At 39.7% G+C, this 17,522-nt stretch carries 16 protein-coding genes; 6 read left to right on the forward strand and 10 right to left on the reverse strand.

What is annotated here, in order from left to right; all coding sequences use genetic code 11:
* Positions 1–58: 58 nt before the first annotated feature.
* The 9 genes from pyrF to gyrA all read right to left on the reverse strand — a co-directional run bounded on the left by pyrF (position 59) and on the right by gyrA (position 10,340).
* A complete protein-coding gene (pyrF, locus tag CWB72_RS18395) occupies positions 59–763 on the reverse strand; it encodes an orotidine-5'-phosphate decarboxylase (protein WP_138634459.1) in 705 nt (234 codons plus the stop codon).
* Positions 764–795: 32 nt separating this feature from the next.
* Complete coding sequence (locus CWB72_RS18400; protein WP_130254319.1) at positions 796–1,932, reverse strand: lipopolysaccharide assembly protein LapB; 1,137 nt, start codon at positions 1,930–1,932, stop codon at positions 796–798.
* A complete protein-coding gene (locus CWB72_RS18405) occupies positions 1,932–2,198 on the reverse strand; it encodes a lipopolysaccharide assembly protein LapA domain-containing protein (protein WP_138634462.1) in 267 nt (88 codons plus the stop codon). The genes CWB72_RS18400 and CWB72_RS18405 overlap by 1 nt, the downstream gene beginning before the upstream one ends.
* Before the next feature lie 14 nt (positions 2,199–2,212).
* Positions 2,213–2,503, reverse strand: a complete 291-nt coding sequence (gene ihfB, locus CWB72_RS18410) for an integration host factor subunit beta (RefSeq protein ID WP_130254321.1) — start codon at positions 2,501–2,503, stop codon at positions 2,213–2,215.
* A 58-nt stretch (positions 2,504–2,561) separates the two neighbouring features.
* Complete coding sequence (gene rpsA, locus CWB72_RS18415; protein WP_058029725.1) at positions 2,562–4,229, reverse strand: 30S ribosomal protein S1; 1,668 nt, start codon at positions 4,227–4,229, stop codon at positions 2,562–2,564.
* A 93-nt stretch (positions 4,230–4,322) separates the two neighbouring features.
* Positions 4,323–5,036 (reverse strand): (d)CMP kinase, encoded by a 714-nt coding sequence (cmk, locus tag CWB72_RS18420; protein ID WP_138634465.1) that lies wholly within the window; start codon positions 5,034–5,036, stop codon positions 4,323–4,325.
* 154 nt (positions 5,037–5,190) lie between these two features.
* Entirely contained in the window at positions 5,191–6,471 is a 1,281-nt protein-coding gene (gene aroA, locus CWB72_RS18425; RefSeq protein ID WP_130254323.1) for a 3-phosphoshikimate 1-carboxyvinyltransferase, read from the reverse strand.
* Entirely contained in the window at positions 6,471–7,550 is a 1,080-nt protein-coding gene (gene serC / locus CWB72_RS18430) for a 3-phosphoserine/phosphohydroxythreonine transaminase (RefSeq protein ID WP_138634467.1), read from the reverse strand. Before serC ends, aroA begins: the two co-directional genes overlap by 1 nt.
* A 105-nt stretch (positions 7,551–7,655) precedes the next feature.
* Positions 7,656–10,340: a DNA gyrase subunit A gene (gyrA, locus tag CWB72_RS18435; protein WP_138634470.1), complete on the reverse strand. Its 2,685-nt coding sequence runs from the start codon at positions 10,338–10,340 to the stop codon at positions 7,656–7,658.
* Positions 10,341–10,518: 178 nt separating this feature from the next.
* Between gyrA and ubiG the strand changes: the two genes are divergently transcribed.
* From ubiG to yfaE, 5 genes are all read left to right on the forward strand, one after another.
* Positions 10,519–11,229, forward strand: a complete 711-nt coding sequence (gene ubiG / locus CWB72_RS18440; protein ID WP_138634473.1) for a bifunctional 2-polyprenyl-6-hydroxyphenol methylase/3-demethylubiquinol 3-O-methyltransferase UbiG — start codon at positions 10,519–10,521, stop codon at positions 11,227–11,229.
* Positions 11,229–11,873, forward strand: coding sequence for an HAD family hydrolase (locus CWB72_RS18445; RefSeq protein ID WP_138634476.1), 645 nt, complete (start codon positions 11,229–11,231; stop codon positions 11,871–11,873). The genes ubiG and CWB72_RS18445 overlap by 1 nt, the downstream gene beginning before the upstream one ends.
* 357 nt (positions 11,874–12,230) lie before the next feature.
* Positions 12,231–14,516, forward strand: a complete 2,286-nt coding sequence (nrdA, locus tag CWB72_RS18450; RefSeq protein WP_138634479.1) for a class 1a ribonucleoside-diphosphate reductase subunit alpha — start codon at positions 12,231–12,233, stop codon at positions 14,514–14,516.
* A 60-nt stretch (positions 14,517–14,576) separates the two neighbouring features.
* Positions 14,577–15,707, forward strand: a complete 1,131-nt coding sequence (gene nrdB / locus CWB72_RS18455) for a class Ia ribonucleoside-diphosphate reductase subunit beta (protein WP_130254329.1) — start codon at positions 14,577–14,579, stop codon at positions 15,705–15,707.
* On the forward strand, positions 15,707–15,979 hold the full coding sequence (gene yfaE, locus CWB72_RS18460; protein ID WP_138568551.1) for a class I ribonucleotide reductase maintenance protein YfaE: 273 nt from the start codon (positions 15,707–15,709) through the stop codon (positions 15,977–15,979). Before nrdB ends, yfaE begins: the two co-directional genes overlap by 1 nt.
* 7 nt (positions 15,980–15,986) lie before the next feature.
* Here yfaE and CWB72_RS18465 read toward each other — a convergent pair whose 3' ends face one another.
* Positions 15,987–16,511: a YaeQ family protein gene (locus CWB72_RS18465; protein ID WP_138568550.1), complete on the reverse strand. Its 525-nt coding sequence runs from the start codon at positions 16,509–16,511 to the stop codon at positions 15,987–15,989.
* Between the two features lie 141 nt (positions 16,512–16,652).
* On the opposite strand from CWB72_RS18465, the gene CWB72_RS18470 reads away from it, so the two are divergent.
* Positions 16,653–17,522 (forward strand): TonB-dependent receptor plug domain-containing protein (locus CWB72_RS18470; protein WP_171037357.1); only part of this gene is annotated, 870 nt, incomplete at its 3' end.

Raw genomic sequence — 17,522 nt, forward strand, 5'->3', positions numbered from 1 at the left:
ACTAAACTATTTAAGATAAAGGCAGCTTGCGCCGCCTTTTGTATTTCCGTCATTCAATTTAAGCATTAATTTCCAAATTAATGGCTTCTAACGCTTTAACAGGATCTTCAGCTTTTGTAATTGGTCTACCTATTACTAAATAATCACTACCCGCTTCGACCGCTTTCTTTGGCGTCATAATGCGCTTTTGGTCACCAACATCTGTGCCAATAGGACGAATACCTGGAGTCACTAATTTAAAATCAACCCCCAATTCAATTTTTAAGCTTTCAGCTTCTTGAGCTGAGCATACGACACCATCAAGGCCAGCTTCGTGTGCAAGCTTGGCAAGATATAAAACTTGTTCTTGGGGCGTTTTATCAACACCTAAACGTGATAACTGTGCCTGATCCATGCTTGTTAGAACAGTTACAGCAATCAGTAATGGACCATTTTCATATTTAACTAAGGCTTCTTTTGCCTTTTGCATCATTTCTAGGCCACCACTTGCATGTACATTAACCATCCACACACCTAGCTCAGCAGCGGCTGTTACAGCTTTAGCAACTGTATTAGGAATATCATGGAATTTTAGGTCTAAGAATACATCAAAACCTAAATCAACTAACTGTTTAACAAACTGAGGGCCGAAATAGGTGAACATTTCTTTACCGACTTTAAGGCGACACGTTTGAGGAGAAAGTTGCTTAACAAAGTCTAATGCTGCTTGTTCATTGTCGTAATCAAGCGCAATTAAGACCTTTTTAGAATCGTGTTGAGACATAATAATCCTAATCGAATAAAGTTAAATAAGCCTTAAAAACCATCTACGCCGTTATTTGGACGTATGGTCTCCCAGTGCTTACAAGAAGGACAAAGCCAATATAACTTATGGCTTGTAAAACCACAGTGTCGACACTGATACTCTGGTTTGGTATTGATGTATGACGTAACCAAATAATCTATTTCATGTAATACATCTTGTAGTTTGTGGTTCTTATTACTCAGTAATTTTAATAAGTAACTAAAACCTCTAATTGATGGCTCACGTTTTAAACTATCAGTTAGAAATTCTATCGCTTCATTTGCCTTATTTAATTCCAATAAAGATTGGCAATGTTTTATTTTTATCAGCATACCTCCTTTAGGCAGTAACTCACTGATTAATTGATAAAACTGAGACTGCAAGTTGAGTGCATTATAACTATGCTCAAGTTGTTCCATATAAATTGGCGCTGTATCAGTAAAGCTGCAAATGAGTTTTCGCCAATAATATATGCTCTTTACATAATCTTCATTGTTATAAGCATCTAAACCCAGTTCATACATAGCGCGAATTGTTTTATGATTTAGTGCAAACGTCTTTTCCATTAATTTTGGTGTTTGATTAGATAATGCGGTTTCGCAATAGAAGTTGGCGATTGCGGCGCAATGACTCTTTTTACTAAATAAGTCACTGTGGGCTTCAAACATATTCACGCCTTTTTGCCATTCGCTCATTTGTGAATATAAATTAATAATTGGCTCTAGCGCTTGCGTGTTATTCGACTTAACAAGGATAATTAAGTGCTCTTCAGCACTGTCTAATAAGCCAGCCATAATGTAATCTTGTGCAAGTTCAAGTCTGCAATCAGACATGATATGTTCATCTAAATTAGGCTGATTAAGAAGAAGTTCGTGAATTTTGATTGCTCTATCTATTTCGCCTCGTTTACGAAATAAACTAGCCAGAGTTAGGTAATGCTCGACAGAGTCGGCAGAGACTTCAAGTAGTTGAATGAGGTGTTCAAGACCCTGATCTTCTTCACGGTCTAGTAAGAATTTTAGCCCTTTGCTATATTCGGATGTTATTTTTCTGCTGTATTCATGGGCTTGATTTTTGGCACTATTCTTACCCATTACATAACCGTAAGCAGCAGCAACAGGAAGAAGTAAAAACAGCAGTTCTATCATTATTGAGTATTTATCTGATCAGCGTTTACTTTATCTTTTCTATTTAAATGGTAATTTTGCCATTTTAGTTTAGAAACTGAAGCAGTGCCGATTAAACAACCAATCAACAACCCAATAATAAAGGTGATTGCGAGAATAGTGGCAAGAGGTAAAGTGCTACTCGCTAATATATAGTTTACTTGCACTTCTGAAGGGTTTTGTGAACCTATTACAAAAGCTAAAACTATTAGAACTAACAACAATCCTTTTTTGGCGATCTTTACCAACTGCTACCCTACCCTTAACCTTCAATACTTGCGTTTACTCTGTCTCTAAGCTCTTTACCAGGCTTAAAGTGAGGTACGTGTTTACCATCTAATTCTACTGTTTCACCAGTTTTTGGGTTACGACCTGTACGAGGGGCACGGTAATGTAGCGAAAAACTACCAAATCCACGGATCTCAATTCGATCTGAATCTGCTAATGACCCTGCCATTTGTTCAAGAATCTCTTTAACGGCATTTTCAACGTCCTTCACAGGAATATGAATATGTTCTTCAGCTAACTGTTCTATCAATTCTGACTTTGTCATAATTTTTCCTCAAAATAAAAAGAAAGGGCAAAAGTGCCCTTTCTATCTGTACTCGAAATTAGTCTTTCTGAGCGTTTTTGAAAGCTGCAGCCATTGCATTTTCGAATGCTGGTTCTTCTTTCTTAAGCTTCTCAAGAACTTCTTTCTCTTCAGCTTCGAACATAGCTTTAACTGATAGGCTGATAGTACGGTTCTTACGATCAACACCTACGAATTTAGCTTCGATTTCGTCGCCTGCAGAAACAACAGTTGTTGCATCTTCAACACGCTCTTGAGCGATGTCAGCTACACGGATGTAACCTTCAACACCTTCGATAAGCTCAACAGTTGCACCTTTCGCGTCAACTTCAGTCACTTTACCTTTAACAATAGCACCTTTTTTGTTTGCGTCTAGGTAGTTATTGAAAGGATCTGCTTCAATTTGCTTAACGCCTAGTGAGATACGCTCACGCTCTGGGTCAACTTGAAGTACGATTGCAGTGATTTCATCGCCTTTCTTGTACTCACGTACTGCTTCTTCACCTGGAGTGTTCCAAGAGATATCAGATAGGTGTACAAGACCGTCGATGCCACCTTCAAGACCGATGAAGATACCGAAGTCAGTGATTGACTTGATCTTACCAGTAACTTGGTCGCCTTTGTTTTGAAGACGAGCAAATTCTTGCCATGGGTTAGCAATACACTGCTTAAGACCAAGAGAAATACGACGACGCTCTTCGTCGATTTCAAGAACCATAACTTCAACAGTGTCACCTAGTGAAACAACTTTTGAAGGGTGGATGTTTTTATTAGTCCAATCCATTTCTGAAACGTGAACTAGACCTTCAACACCTTCTTCGATTTCAACGAAACAACCGTAGTCAGTTAGGTTTGTTACACGGCCTGAAAGCTTAGCACCTTCAGGGTAACGACCAGCGATAGCTGCCCATGGATCTTCGCCAAGCTGCTTAAGACCTAGAGAAACACGTGTCTTCTCTTTGTCGAACTTAAGTACTTTAACTGCGATTTCGTCACCAACGTTAACGATTTCACTTGGGTGCTTAACGCGCTTCCAAGCCATGTCAGTGATGTGTAGAAGACCATCAACACCACCTAGGTCTACGAATGCACCGTAGTCAGTAAGGTTCTTAACGATACCTTTAACTTCTTGACCTTCAACAAGGTTAGCAAGCAGTTCATCACGCTCTTGTGAGTTTTCAGACTCGATAACTGCACGACGAGAAACAACAACGTTGTTACGCTTCTGGTCAAGCTTGATTACTTTAAACTCTAACTCTTTACCTTCAAGGTGAGTTGTGTCACGTACTGGACGAACATCAACAAGTGAACCAGGTAGGAACGCACGGATTGAATCAACTTCAACAGTGAAACCGCCTTTAACTTTACCATTGATGATGCCAGTAACAGTCTCTTGCTCTTCACATGCTTTTTCAAGACGGATCCAAGCTTCGTGACGCTTAGCTTTCTCACGAGAAAGGATAGTTTCACCGAAACCATCTTCGATAGCATCTAGTGCTACGTCTACTTCATCACCAACAGCAACTTCTAGTTCACCAGCAGCATTTTTGAATTGCTCAGCAGGGATTGCACTTTCAGATTTAAGGCCAGCGTCAACAAGAACGATGTTGTTCTCGATTGAGATAACAGTACCTTTTACGATTGAACCTTGTTCTGCTTCAAAACCCTTTAGGCTTTCTTCAAATAACTGCGCAAAATTTTCTGACATTATACGTCTCTAAATATTTAATAATCCAATTGGCAACCATGCCGCATGGGGTAGTTTAACAAGTACCGACATCCTATCAGTACATTAAAAAAATTAGGCGATTAGAGATTGACTTAATTTACCATCAAGTACGGCTTGCTCAAGTAGCTTCTGTACTTCGTTAAACACTTGCTCTGCGTTTAACGTGGTCGTATCGATGACAATAGCATCTTCGGCCGGTATTAACGGCGCTACTTTGCGATTCATATCTCTGTCGTCTCTTGCTTGAATATCAGCAAGAAGACCACTTAGTGTAACATTTAACCCACGACCATTCAACTCGTCGAAACGACGTTGTGCTCGTTCCTCAGCACTGGCTGTAAGGTAAACTTTAACTTCCGCATCAGGGAAAACAACGGTGCCCATGTCTCGACCATCCGCAATTAAACCCGCTTCGGTTCTAAATGCGCGCTGACGGCGTAGTAATGCTTCACGAACGCGTGGTAACGCAGCTACTTTTGATGCTGCAGCGCCCACTTCTTCATTACGAATAGTTAAGCTTACGTCTTCGCCTTCTAAAATCACTTTACATGATTTAGTTTCATGGTCGATTGGAAATTGCACATCTAGATTAGCAGCAAGAGGCACTAATGCTTCTTCATTTTCTAATTCTATGTGGTGATGAATTGCAGCGAGTGCTAAAACGCGATAAATCGCGCCACTATCTAGTACTTCCCAATTCAATTTTTCAGCTAATAAACGACAAACAGTTCCTTTACCTGAACCACTTGGACCGTCAACGGTGATAACTGGCATTGCAGCCTGCATTTAAACCTCCTGAAATGCTCACCAAAAAATTCCGCAGTATTATACATCAAGTTTTATGAATAGATCCTGTTTTAGCTGTAACTTTTTGTTAAATAATATAATTGAGGTACAGGGCTATAATGTTATAACCCTGCTTTTTCAAGATCTTGGGAGATTAATGAGTACTCAAAGATGCAAGTACATCGAAATAAGTTGGGAAGGTTTTAGCCGTACATTTGGGGTCATTAATGATCACTTCTTGGCCGCCTACTGCGACCATTGAAAAACACATGGCAATTCTGTGATCATCATAAGTATCAATATCAACTAAATTCAATATTTCTGGTGGTGTAACTTCAATAAAGTCATTACCTTCAACAACTTCAGCACCTAATTTTTTTAATTCAGTTGCCATTGCATGTAGTCGATCTGTTTCTTTTACACGCCAATTGTATATATCTCTAATAGCCGTTTTGCCTTTAGCGAACAGTGCCACTGTCGCTAATGTCATAGCAGCATCAGGAATTGCATTGGCATTGATATCAACGCCATTTAACTCGCCTTTACGTACAACAAGCTTTTCATCATACCAATCAATTTGTGCACCCACTTGCTCCATGACTTTTGCAAAACCAATATCGCCCTGCACACTTGCCTTGCCGACGCCATTGATTTCAATTTCACCACCATTGATGGCTGCAGCAGCAATAAAGTAAGACGCAGATGAGGCATCCCCTTCTACCATAATGCTCTTTGGTGACTGATAGCCTTGACCTGCTTTAACAACAAAATGCTGGTAATTGTCATTTTCTACATGCACACCAAATTTTGCCATCACACCAATTGTAATATCGATATAAGGCTTTGAAACTAGTTCACCTATAATCGAAATATTTAAATCACCATCGAATAAAGGTGCAGCCATTAAAATCGCGGTCAAAAATTGACTTGAAATACTGCCATCAATTTCTACATGTCCGCCTACTAGCTTTTTACCAATGATTTTTAATGGTGGATAATCTTTATTTTTAAGGTAAATAATATCTGCATCAATAGAATCTAATGCATCAACTAAGTGGCCTATCGGGCGCTCTTCCATTCTAGGCTCGCCAATAAGCTCATAACTGCCTTCAATAGCTGCTAAAACAGCTGTCAAAGGACGATATGCAGTACCAGCATTGCCTAAAAATAGCGGTTCATTTGGCGTTTTAAATTTGCCTGAAACACCATGAACAGTTGCGATAGTCTTGTCTTCGTTAAGCTCCACCTTAACACCTAACTGACCTAGCGCTTTTAGCATGTGTCTTATGTCATCACTATCAAGCAAGTTAGTGACTTGCGTCACACCATCAGCAAGTGCTGCGAGCAGCAAGATTCGGTTCGATAGGCTTTTAGAGCCAGGTAAGGTAACTGAACCACTTACCTTTTTAATTGGCTTTAAGGTAAGTTGTTCCATTAACTATTTTCCTGTGCAAATTTATCCATAAACTCGACTAAAGCTTCAATACCTTCTAGTGGCATTGCGTTATAAATACTTGCACGCATACCGCCAACGAATCTATGTCCTTCAAGCGCTAGCAATCCTGCGTTTTCAGCTTCAGCTAAGAACTTATCGTTTAAAGCATCATCTTTTAACCAGAATGGGACATTCATGAGTGAGCGGCAGTGTGTAGCAACTTTATTAGAATAGAAGTCTGAGCTATCAATATAGTCATATAGAATCGCTGCTTTTTTCTTATTATGCGCCTCCATTGCTTTAACCCCACCGATTGACTCTAGGTATTGAAATACTTCATTTGCTAAATACCAAGCAAAAGTAGGCGGCGTGTTATACATACTGCCTTGTTTTGCTTCAATCGCATAATCAAGGATAGCTGGACGAGGTAACCCTTCTCGCTCTAACAAGGTTTTACGCACGATAACAATACATAAGCCTGAAGGTCCGATATTTTTCTGAGCACCAGCATAAATTAAATCAAAATCATCTACATTGATTTCACGTGACAAGATCATTGAAGACATATCTGCCACGATAGGTGCATCATGCTCTGGTACATCGTATATCTCAATACCATCTATTGTTTCGTTAGGACAATAATGAATAAAGGACGCTTTTTCAGGTAATTTCCACTGTGCAACTGGCTGAATATCGAATTGGCCATCTACATCAGTGCGAATGTTAATACCTTCTGCTTGAGTAAATTTAGCACCTTCTTTAGTTGCACCGCTTGACCAAATACCATTCTCAACATAAACCCCAGGAGTATCATCTAAGTGAAGATTTAAAGGCACAGCAGCGAATTGGCCACGACCACCACCATGCATAAATAAAACTTCAAATTCATCTGAAATATTCATTAAACGACGAAGGCTTGCTTCGCACTCTTTCACCATTTCTAGATAAGGCTGAGCTCTGTGGCTCACTTCCATGACAGAAACACCTAGGTTCTGCCAATTTAAAAATTCTTGTTGTGCTTTTTTCATTACTTCTGGTGGCAACATTGCCGGACCAGCACAAAAGTTATATACCGTCATTTCCTCATTCCTAAACTGTATATTTGTGAACGCATTGAGTTATCGTTATAAATAACTTCACGCTTTTTAGAGTTAAAAAAAGCGGCCGAAGCCGCTTTTTAAGATTTATTCACTTGGAGTATCTTCACTACTCTCTTGTGTACCTTCTGGGTTATCTTGCACTACTGCTTCTGAACCGTCTTCAGGTAATTCATCAACTTCGATTTCCTCGATACGTTGTAAACCAACTACTTGTTCTTCGTCAATAGTTCTTATCAAAATAACACCTTGAGTGTTACGGCCGACAGTAGAGACTTCGTTAACACGGGTACGTACAAGCGTGCCGCGATTTGAGATAATCATGATTTCATGGTTATCTTCAACTTGCACCGCACCGACTACGTTACCGTTACGCTCCGATACCTTAATTGATACAACACCTTGTGTTGCACGGCTCTTCGCTGGGTAATCTTCTAGTGGTGTACGTTTGCCATAACCATTTTCAGTAACGGTCAAGATTGCACCGTCATTCTTAGGCACTATCAATGATACAACTTTAACACCGTCAGGCATCTTAATACCGCGAACACCGGTTGCTGTTCGGCCCATAGGACGTAAAGCAAGCATTTCTTCGCCAGTCTCAGGATCGATCTTAACTTCACCTGTTTCTGAATCACGAAGCTTTTCGTTGAATCGAACTACCTTACCGTGATCTGTGAATAGCATGATATCGTTGCTACCATCTGTGATGTCTGCACCGATTAGGCTATCACCTTCATTAAGGTTGATTGCAATAATACCGCTTGCACGTTGACGACTATAAGCTGTTAAAGGTGTCTTCTTAACAGTACCGTTTGCTGTTGCCATCAATACATACTTGTCATCTTCATATTCACGAACCGGTAAAATGGTTGTGATGCGCTCATCAGCTTCAAGTGGTAATAAATTAACGATTGGCTTACCGCGTGCCTGACGTGACGCAAGTGGTAATTGGTACACTTTCAACCAGTACATTCGGCCTGCTGTTGAGAAACACAAAATGGTGTCATGTGTATTTGCAACTAAAAGACGTTCTATAAAGTCTTCATCTTTCATCTTAGTTGCAGCTTTACCTTTACCACCACGACGCTGCGCTTCGTAATCAGATAGTGGCTGATACTTTACGTAGCCTTCGTGAGAAAGTGTCACAACAACATCTTCTTCGTTGATCAGATCTTCAAGGCTAATATCGTGAGCTGCTGCACTGATCTCAGTACGACGCTCATCACCATATTGCTCTTTTATTTCAACTAATTCATCACGGATAACTTCCATTAATCTTTCTGGTGAAGAAAGGATGTAAAGAAGTTCAGCAATCAGATCTAGTAGCTCTTGATATTCACTAAGGATCTTCTCGTGCTCAAGGCCTGTTAGCTTGTGTAAGCGTAAATCAAGAATAGCTTGTGCTTGTTGCTCAGATAAATAGTACTGACCGTCACGAATACCTAGCTCAGCAGCTAACCAATCCGGACGTGCAACATTGTCTTCACCTGCTTTTTCAAGCATAGCTTTTACTGTGCCTAATTCCCAAGGGCGAGAAACAAGCGCTTGTTTCGCTTCTGATGGCGTTGGAGACTTACGAATTAACTCAATAATTGGGTCGATATTCGCAAGTGCAATTGCGAGACCTTCAAGTGTATGCGCTCGATCACGCGCTTTACGTAAATCGAATACCGTACGACGAGTAACAACTTCACGACGGTGAATAATAAATGCATCAAGCATTTCTTTTAAGTTGAAACACTTAGGTTGGTTATTATCCAGCGCAACCATATTCATACCGAATACAGTTTGCATTTGTGTTTGCGCGTAAAGGTTATTTAATAGAACTTCACCCACTTCACCACGCTTAACTTCAATAACGATACGCATACCGTCTTTATCAGACTCGTCACGAAGTGCACTAATGCCTTCGATTTTCTTATCTTTTACGAGCTCAGCAATTTTTTCGATTAAACGCGCTTTGTTAACTTGATAAGGAATTTCATGGACGATGATAGTTTCACGACCAGTTTTCTCATCTACTTCAATTTCAGCACGCGCACGAATGTATATCTTACCACGGCCCGTTTTGTATGCTTGTTCTATGCCCTTCTTGCCATTAATAATCGCAGCAGTTGGGAAATCAGGGCCCGGGATATATTCGATTAACTCTTCAATCGTTAAATCAGGGTTTTGAATAAGCGCTAAACAGCCGTTGATCACCTCAGTTAAGTTGTGAGGTGGAATGTTTGTTGCCATACCTACAGCAATACCTGAAGAACCATTCACTAGTAAGTTAGGTACTTTAGTTGGTAATACATCAGGAATTTGCTCCGTACCATCATAGTTTGGTACATAGTCAACGGTTTCTTTTTCAAGATCGGCAAGTAGTTCATGCGACATTTTCGCCATACGTACTTCGGTATAACGCATCGCAGCTGCTGAGTCACCGTCAACAGAACCGAAGTTACCTTGACCGTCAACCAGCATATAACGTAGAGAGAAAGGCTGAGCCATACGAACAATCGTGTCGTATACAGCACTGTCACCATGCGGGTGGTATTTACCGATAACATCACCGACAACACGAGCCGACTTCTTATAAGGCTTATTCCAGTCGTTACGAAGCTCATTCATGGCAAATAATACACGACGGTGAACAGGCTTTAGACCGTCACGAACGTCTGGTAATGCACGACCTACGATTACACTCATGGCGTAATCTAGGTATGAATTTTTTAACTCGTCTTCGATATTGACCGGGAGGATTTCATTGGCGAGATCAGTCATTGATTGCACTTTCCTTCAGAGTCTATCCCTATTAGCACTATCAAGTGCCCTAGAGATTAAGTTATTATTAATATCAACGACCATGCTAACACAGATTTAATATTATTACAGGCGCAAAATCCGTGTGATTTTGAAATAATCCAATTTAAATGCGCTCAGATTCACGAGGAAGTTTTTTATGACCGAGCATCAGAATGTAGATCCACAAGAAATTGCGAAATTTGAGAACATCGCAGAAAGATGGTGGGATACAGAAGGTGAATTCAAACCCCTTCACGATATTAATCCGTTACGTCTCGATTTTATTAATGACAAATCTAATGGTTTATTTGATAAACAAGTTGTAGATATTGGCTGTGGTGGCGGTATTTTAACTGAAAGCATGGCGAAATTGGGGGCCAAAGCAACCGGTATAGACTTAGGCCAAGAGCCGCTCAATGTAGCAAAGCTGCACGCTTTAGAAGTGGGTGTGACAGTTGACTATATAAAAGTACCCGCAGAGGAATTTGCCGCAAACAATGCTGAGCAATTTGATGTAGTAACGTGCATGGAAATGCTTGAGCACGTCCCAGACCCTGAATCTATTATCCAAGCTGCTGCACAAATGGCAAAGCCTGGCGCAAGTGTATTCTTTTCAACTTTAAACAAAACGATTAAAGCGTATTTACTTGCAATCGTCGGTGCAGAAAAAATTCTAAAAATGGTACCTGAGGGTACACATGAACACGATAAGTTTATCCGCCCATCTGTTTTAATCGGCTGGGCAGAAAAGGCAGGCCTTAAAGTTCGTGCCAGTGCGGGGATCAATTACAACCCAATCAATAAAACATTTACCTTAACTGATGATGTCAGTGTAAATTACTTACTTCATTTCGAGAGGCTTGATTAATGAAGGCTGTCATATTCGATTTAGACGGCACCCTACTCGACACCACTGACGACTTGGGTGCAGCTTTAAATCATGTTCTAGAAATAAATGGACTTGCTGCTGTTGCACGAGAAGTATATAGCCCTGCTATTTCTGATGGCGTAAAAGCACTTTTAGAAGTTGGCTTTGGTAGTCGGATTGCTGAATTTGATTTAGCTCGATTAAGACAAGATGTACTTGATTATTATGAAGCCAACATTGCAGTGCATACAGATTGCTTTGATGGTGTGCCGGAATTAATTCAATCTCTAATTAATGATGATATAAAAGTCGCAATCATGACAAATAAGCCTACTTTCCTGACCTTACCACTTGTCGGGCAAATATCAGCGCTTAAAGAAATTGAAGTTATTGTTTGTGGAGACACATTAGATGAAGCCAAGCCTTCACCTAAGCCATTATTATATGCAGCTAAACAACTAGGCATTACTTCATCTGAGTGCCTTTATGTCGGTGATGCACAACGAGATATTCAAGCAGCAAAAGCGGCTGGTATGACTTCTGCTTGTGCTTTATGGGGATACATCCCAAGTCTTGAAGACGCGTACAGTTGGCAAGCAGATCTAAATTTAACTAACCCAATTTTAGTGTTAGACCATATATAGTGCTCACATTTACGCCAAAACACTACATCTAGTGCTTTGGCTCTTTCATCACCACAAGCTGCTCATTAAGAAAACACTCTAAAATTTTTTTATTTTCTTTAAAAATCGCATCATTTTTATTGATTTCCTGCTGAGGTTACTTGCGTCAAACCTCAAAAGGTTAATAGTTACTAACACTTTTTATTTATCCCAAACTTATCCACATTTGTGCATTTACCTTGCTATTGCAAATTAAATTGAACCCCACTATCTTGTGATCTGAATCAGAAGAACCACCATATATAGTGGTCAAAACCTGAGCTTTTTTTTCGCCAATTATTTTTTAAATATTCAATCCGAAGGATTACAGGCACAGCTATGAACCAACAGTTATCTGTCAGTAAAAGAAACGGCCGTAAAGAGCCGCTAGATCTAGATAAAATTCACCGCGTAATTACCTGGGCCGCTGAGGGCTTAGATAATGTTTCAGTTTCGCAAGTTGAATTAAAATCACATATACAATTTTATGATGGGATCCGTACTGAAGATATTCATGAAACTATCATCAAAGCTGCTGCAGATTTAATTGATAAAGACTCTCCGGATTACCAATACCTTGCTGCGCGTTTAGCTGTTTTCCATTTACGTAAAAAAGCGTATGGTCAATTTGAACCTCCTCGTCTTTACGACCACATTACTAAATTGGTTGAAGATAAACGTTATGATCAACATTTACTTGTAGATTATACAGAACAAGAAATTAATGAACTTGATAATTATTTAGACCATAGTCGCGACATGAACTTCAGCTATGCTGCGGTTAAACAGTTAGAAGGTAAATACTTAGTTCAAAATCGTGTAACCGGTGAAATCTACGAGAGTGCTCAGTTCTTGTATATCTTGGTAGCTGCAAGTTTATTCTCTGATTACCCTAAAGAAACACGTCTTGATTACATCAAACGTTTCTATGATGCCGTTTCTTTATTCAAGATTTCATTACCTACACCTATCATGGCAGGTGTACGCACACCTACGCGTCAATTCAGCTCTTGTGTATTAATTGAAACGGGTGATAGCTTAGACTCAATCAATGCGACTTCATCTGCAATCGTTAAATATGTCAGCCAACGTGCTGGTATTGGTATTAACGCAGGTCGTATTCGTGCTCTAGGCAGTCCAATTCGCAACGGTGAAGCTTACCACACAGGTTGCATTCCATTTTATAAGCACTTCCAGACGGCTGTTAAAAGTTGTTCTCAAGGTGGTGTGCGCGGCGGTGCAGCTACCCTATTCTACCCGCTTTGGCACTTAGAAGTAGAAAACCTGCTGGTACTGAAAAACAACCGTGGTGTTGAAGAAAACCGTGTTCGTCACCTAGATTACGGTGTGCAATTTAACAAAACAATGTACACTCGCCTTATCAAAGACGACTACATTACGCTGTTCAGCCCGTCAGATGTGCCTGGCCTTTACGATGCATTTTTTGAAGATCAAGAAGAGTTCGAGCGTTTATATACTAAGTACGAGCAAGATGAGTCTATTCGTAAAAAGCGCATTAAAGCGATTGAGTTATTCTCAATGTTTGCGCAAGAGCGTGCGAGTACAGGCCGAGTTTACTTACAAAACGTTGACCACTGTAATACACATAGCCCGTTTGATTCAAAAGTTGCACCTATTCGTCAGTCTAACTTATGTCTTGAAATCGCGTTGCCGACAAAGCCGCTTTCACACATTAATGACCCTGAAGGTGAAATCGCGCTGTGTACACTATCAGCATTTAACCTTGGCGCAATCGAATCACTTGATGAACTTGAAGAATTAGCTGAGCTCGCCGTTCGTGCACTTGATAATCTATTAGATTTCCAAGACTACCCAGTTCCTGCTGCTCATACTGCAACCATGGGTCGTCGTACGTTAGGTATTGGTGTAATTAACTATGCTTATTACCTTGCAAAAAATGGCGTTAAATACTCTGATGGTAGTGCAAATAACTTAACACACCGTACATTTGAAGCGATTCAATATTATCTAATGAAAGCTTCAAATGAACTTGCCAAAGAGCGAGGTGCATGTCCTAAGTTCAATGAGACAACGTATTCAAAAGGTATTATGCCGATTGATACATACAAGCGTGACTTAGATAAAATTTGTAGCGAAGAGCTTCGTCTGGATTGGGATGCACTGCGCGCAAACATTCAAGAACATGGTATGCGTAACTCGACTGTATCTGCACTGATGCCATCAGAAACTTCATCACAGATCTCAAATGCAACAAATGGTATTGAGCCACCCCGCGGTCATATCAGTGTTAAAGCAAGTAAAGATGGTATCTTGAAGCAAGTAGTGCCTGAGTATGAAAAGTTAAAAGATCAATATGAGCTACTTTGGGACATTCCTTCGAACGACGGTTATCTTGGTCTTGTAGGTATCATGCAGAAGTTTATTGACCAAACTATCTCTGCTAACACGAATTATGATCCAACACGCTTTGAAGGTGGTAAAGTACCAATGAAGTTGCTTCTTAAAGACCTGCTTACTGCTTATAAGTTGGGTGTTAAGACACTTTATTATCACAATACACGTGATGGTGCGTCAGACTCTCAAGACGAATTAAAACCAGAAATTGAAGATGATGGCTGCGAAGGCGGCGCGTGTAAAATTTAATTAAGACGTGAGTAAGCATTGTGCTTGCTCACTTTTTTGCGTTATCGAGTATTAAAAAATATGTCTTATTCTACATTTAGCAGAAATCATAACGACCAGTTAAAAGAACCAATGTTTTTTGGTCAAACTGTAAACGTGTCACGTTATGACCAGCAGAAATACCCTATTTTTGAAAAGTTAATTGAAAAGCAGCTTTCGTTTTTCTGGCGTCCAGAAGAAGTTGATGTGTCAAAAGATCGCTTAGATTTCCAAGCGTTGCCTGAGCATGAAAAACACATTTTCTTAAGTAACTTGAAATATCAAACTCTACTAGATAGTGTTCAAGGCCGTTCACCTAATGTTGCATTACTACCTATCGTATCAATCCCAGAACTTGAAACTTGGATTGAAACTTGGGCGTTTAGTGAAACAATTCACAGCCGTTCATATACACATATTATTCGAAACGTCACGCAGTCACCTGAAGTTATCTTTGACGACATCGTAAGCAACGACAAAATCAATGAGCGTGCTGATGCGGTTACTAAATATTACGACGAACTAATTGAAAAGGTATCGATTTATAACCTTTACGGTGAAGGTAGGCATGTAATTAATGGTGAAGAAGTTCGTATTAACTTATTTGAGCTTAAGAAACTACTTTATCTTTGCATCATGTCTGTAAACATTTTAGAAGCTATTCGCTTCTATGTAAGCTTCGCTTGCTCATTTGCTTTTGCAGAGCGTGAACTAATGGAAGGTAACGCAAAGATCATCAAGCTTATTGCCCGTGACGAAGCCCTTCACCTTTCTGGTACCCAGCATATTCTTAATATTATGCAAGAAGGTAAAGACGATCCTGAGATGTCTATTGTTGCTGCGCAATGTGAAGCTGAAGCAATTCGTATGTTCGAAGAAGCTGCACAGCAAGAGAAAGAGTGGGCTGAATACCTGTTTAAAGACGGTTCTATGATCGGTCTAAACAAAGACATTCTTTGTCAATATGTTGAATACATTACGAACACTCGTATGTCAGCTGTTGGGTTAAAGCCAATCTTCGAAACTAAGAGCAACCCAATTCCGTGGATCAACGCTTGGTTAGTATCCGACAACGTACAAGTTGCACCACAAGAAGCTGAAATCAGCTCTTACCTAGTCGGCCAAATAGACTCTGAAGTAGATGCATCTGATTTTGGTGATTTCGATTTATAATGAATTCGAAACCCAGTTCTAAAATATCTATTGAAGAACATTCTGAGCCGCTTTCATTTGCGGCTCAGTGCCCTTCTATACTAGATGCACTCGAAAAAGCTAAGATCGATGTTACTTATCAATGTAGAGAAGGTTTTTGTGGTGCCTGCCGAGCAAAACTCAATTCTGGTGAAGTTATCTACAATCAAGAACCACTTGCATTTGTAAGAGATGGGGAGGTTTTATTGTGTTGCTCGAAACCCCTTACTGATATTTCTATCACGCTTTTATGACACAAGACTAATAAAGCTGTTTTACTTCTGTTTGATAATAACCCTCTTTATTGCTAATACTCATTGAATTGCGCTCAATTAAAATATCCCAATGTAAGCTGTTCGTTAGATTCGTTTCTAATTGATCAATGAATTCTCGGCTCACACTAAAAATACTCAAATTAGTAAATTGAACTAATTGGTGTGCTATTTCATTAAACCAATTTTCACCATCAGTCAGTAATATCACCAATTTATCAAACAGCTTTGTCAGTCTGCTTATCTCATCTAATTCTATTTCAGAAACATAAAGCGCAAGTGTAATGTGAGAATTTTCATCTTCACACCACACATCGGGTAGCTGTTTTTCATTCTTTTGATTTAAAAATGTGCGTTTATTAAATGATAGCGCACAGTATCCAATCATTCTCAACAAGAAATGCTCTACACTCTCGCGTTTATTAATTGCCGTCGTAAACACTTCTAAATGATTTGCATGATGAAAGAGATCTGCAACTCTTAATCTTGCTTTAAACACAAATGGCTTACTCATTGAAATACTCCTTTGCTAATAAAATATTAGGAGTATTTTGCGATAATTCAACGAAGTTACAGTATAACATTCGTTGATCCACAGCCTGGTGGTGTTATACCATAACGCCAACTGAGATCCTTTTATGAAGTACACACCATTATGAAAAAATATTCGATTGTCGCGACTGCAATTTTAACTGCATTGGCTTCTACTCACTCTTATGCTGCACAAATATCAGGTAAAGTAGTTGATACAAATAACCAGCCTATATCAGGTGCAAAAGTGCACTTGCATGGTAAAAATCATTCTGTAATCACGGACAAGTTTGGTAAGTTCATTCTCAGTACTGATTCTGATAGCCAGTTACACATTTCTAAAAATCATTACATTGATAAACGCACTGATATCAAAGTAGATCAAGGCAATATAATCGTTAAATTAGAGCCAAGTTCAATCGAAAGCGTTGTTATTTACGCTTCTGGTCTTCATAAGAACAGCTTAGAGATGACTTCCCCCGTCACTGTCTTAAGTGGTGATGAACTACAAAAAGGTGCGAAGGCAACTTTGGGTGAAACGTTAAAAGGACAACCAGGCATTAACGCTAGCTATTTCGGCCCTGTTTCATCAAGCCCAATCATTAGAGGACTAGATGGCCCTAGAGTAAAAGTTACACAAAATGGTCTTGATAGCAGTGACGCTTCTCGAATTGGCCCTGATCACGCTACAACAAATGAAAGCTTAGCAGCAGAACAAATTGAAGTTTTACGTGGACCTGCAACACTTCTTTATGGCTCAGGTGCAATTGGTGGTGTAGTAAATGTATTTGATAATCGTATACCCACTGACAAAATAGAAACCACCACTGGCGCTGCAAGTTACAGTTTCGATACAGTATCTAATACGAACACTTATGCGGCTTTGTTTGAAACAGGCTCTGATGGCTTTAATTTCCATTTTGATGGTGTAGTTCGTAATGGTAAAGATTATGAAACACCAGAATATTCAGAACATGAAGAGCATGAAGAGCAT

The organism is Pseudoalteromonas phenolica (assembly GCF_005886345.1).
GTDB classification, from domain to species: Bacteria; Pseudomonadota; Gammaproteobacteria; order Enterobacterales; family Alteromonadaceae; genus Pseudoalteromonas; species Pseudoalteromonas phenolica_A.

What these genes read in the sequence shown, in the direction of transcription:
- pyrF (WP_138634459.1), bottom strand. Translation starts at nt 763, where the DNA reads ATGTCTCAACACGATTCTAAAAAGGTCTTAATTGCGCTTGATTACGAC.
- CWB72_RS18400 (WP_130254319.1), bottom strand. Translation starts at nt 1,932, where the DNA reads ATGATAGAACTGCTGTTTTTACTTCTTCCTGTTGCTGCTGCTTACGGT.
- ihfB (WP_130254321.1), bottom strand. Translation starts at nt 2,503, where the DNA reads ATGACAAAGTCAGAATTGATAGAACAGTTAGCTGAAGAACATATTCAT.
- rpsA (WP_058029725.1), bottom strand. Translation starts at nt 4,229, where the DNA reads ATGTCAGAAAATTTTGCGCAGTTATTTGAAGAAAGCCTAAAGGGTTTT.
- cmk (WP_138634465.1), bottom strand. Translation starts at nt 5,036, where the DNA reads ATGCAGGCTGCAATGCCAGTTATCACCGTTGACGGTCCAAGTGGTTCA.
- aroA (WP_130254323.1), bottom strand. Translation starts at nt 6,471, where the DNA reads ATGGAACAACTTACCTTAAAGCCAATTAAAAAGGTAAGTGGTTCAGTT.
- serC (WP_138634467.1), bottom strand. Translation starts at nt 7,550, where the DNA reads ATGACGGTATATAACTTTTGTGCTGGTCCGGCAATGTTGCCACCAGAA.
- gyrA (WP_138634470.1), bottom strand. Translation starts at nt 10,340, where the DNA reads ATGACTGATCTCGCCAATGAAATCCTCCCGGTCAATATCGAAGACGAG.
- ubiG (WP_138634473.1), top strand. Translation starts at nt 10,519, where the DNA reads ATGACCGAGCATCAGAATGTAGATCCACAAGAAATTGCGAAATTTGAG.
- CWB72_RS18445 (WP_138634476.1), top strand. Translation starts at nt 11,229, where the DNA reads ATGAAGGCTGTCATATTCGATTTAGACGGCACCCTACTCGACACCACT.
- nrdA (WP_138634479.1), top strand. Translation starts at nt 12,231, where the DNA reads ATGAACCAACAGTTATCTGTCAGTAAAAGAAACGGCCGTAAAGAGCCG.
- nrdB (WP_130254329.1), top strand. Translation starts at nt 14,577, where the DNA reads ATGTCTTATTCTACATTTAGCAGAAATCATAACGACCAGTTAAAAGAA.
- yfaE (WP_138568551.1), top strand. Translation starts at nt 15,707, where the DNA reads ATGAATTCGAAACCCAGTTCTAAAATATCTATTGAAGAACATTCTGAG.
- CWB72_RS18465 (WP_138568550.1), bottom strand. Translation starts at nt 16,511, where the DNA reads ATGAGTAAGCCATTTGTGTTTAAAGCAAGATTAAGAGTTGCAGATCTC.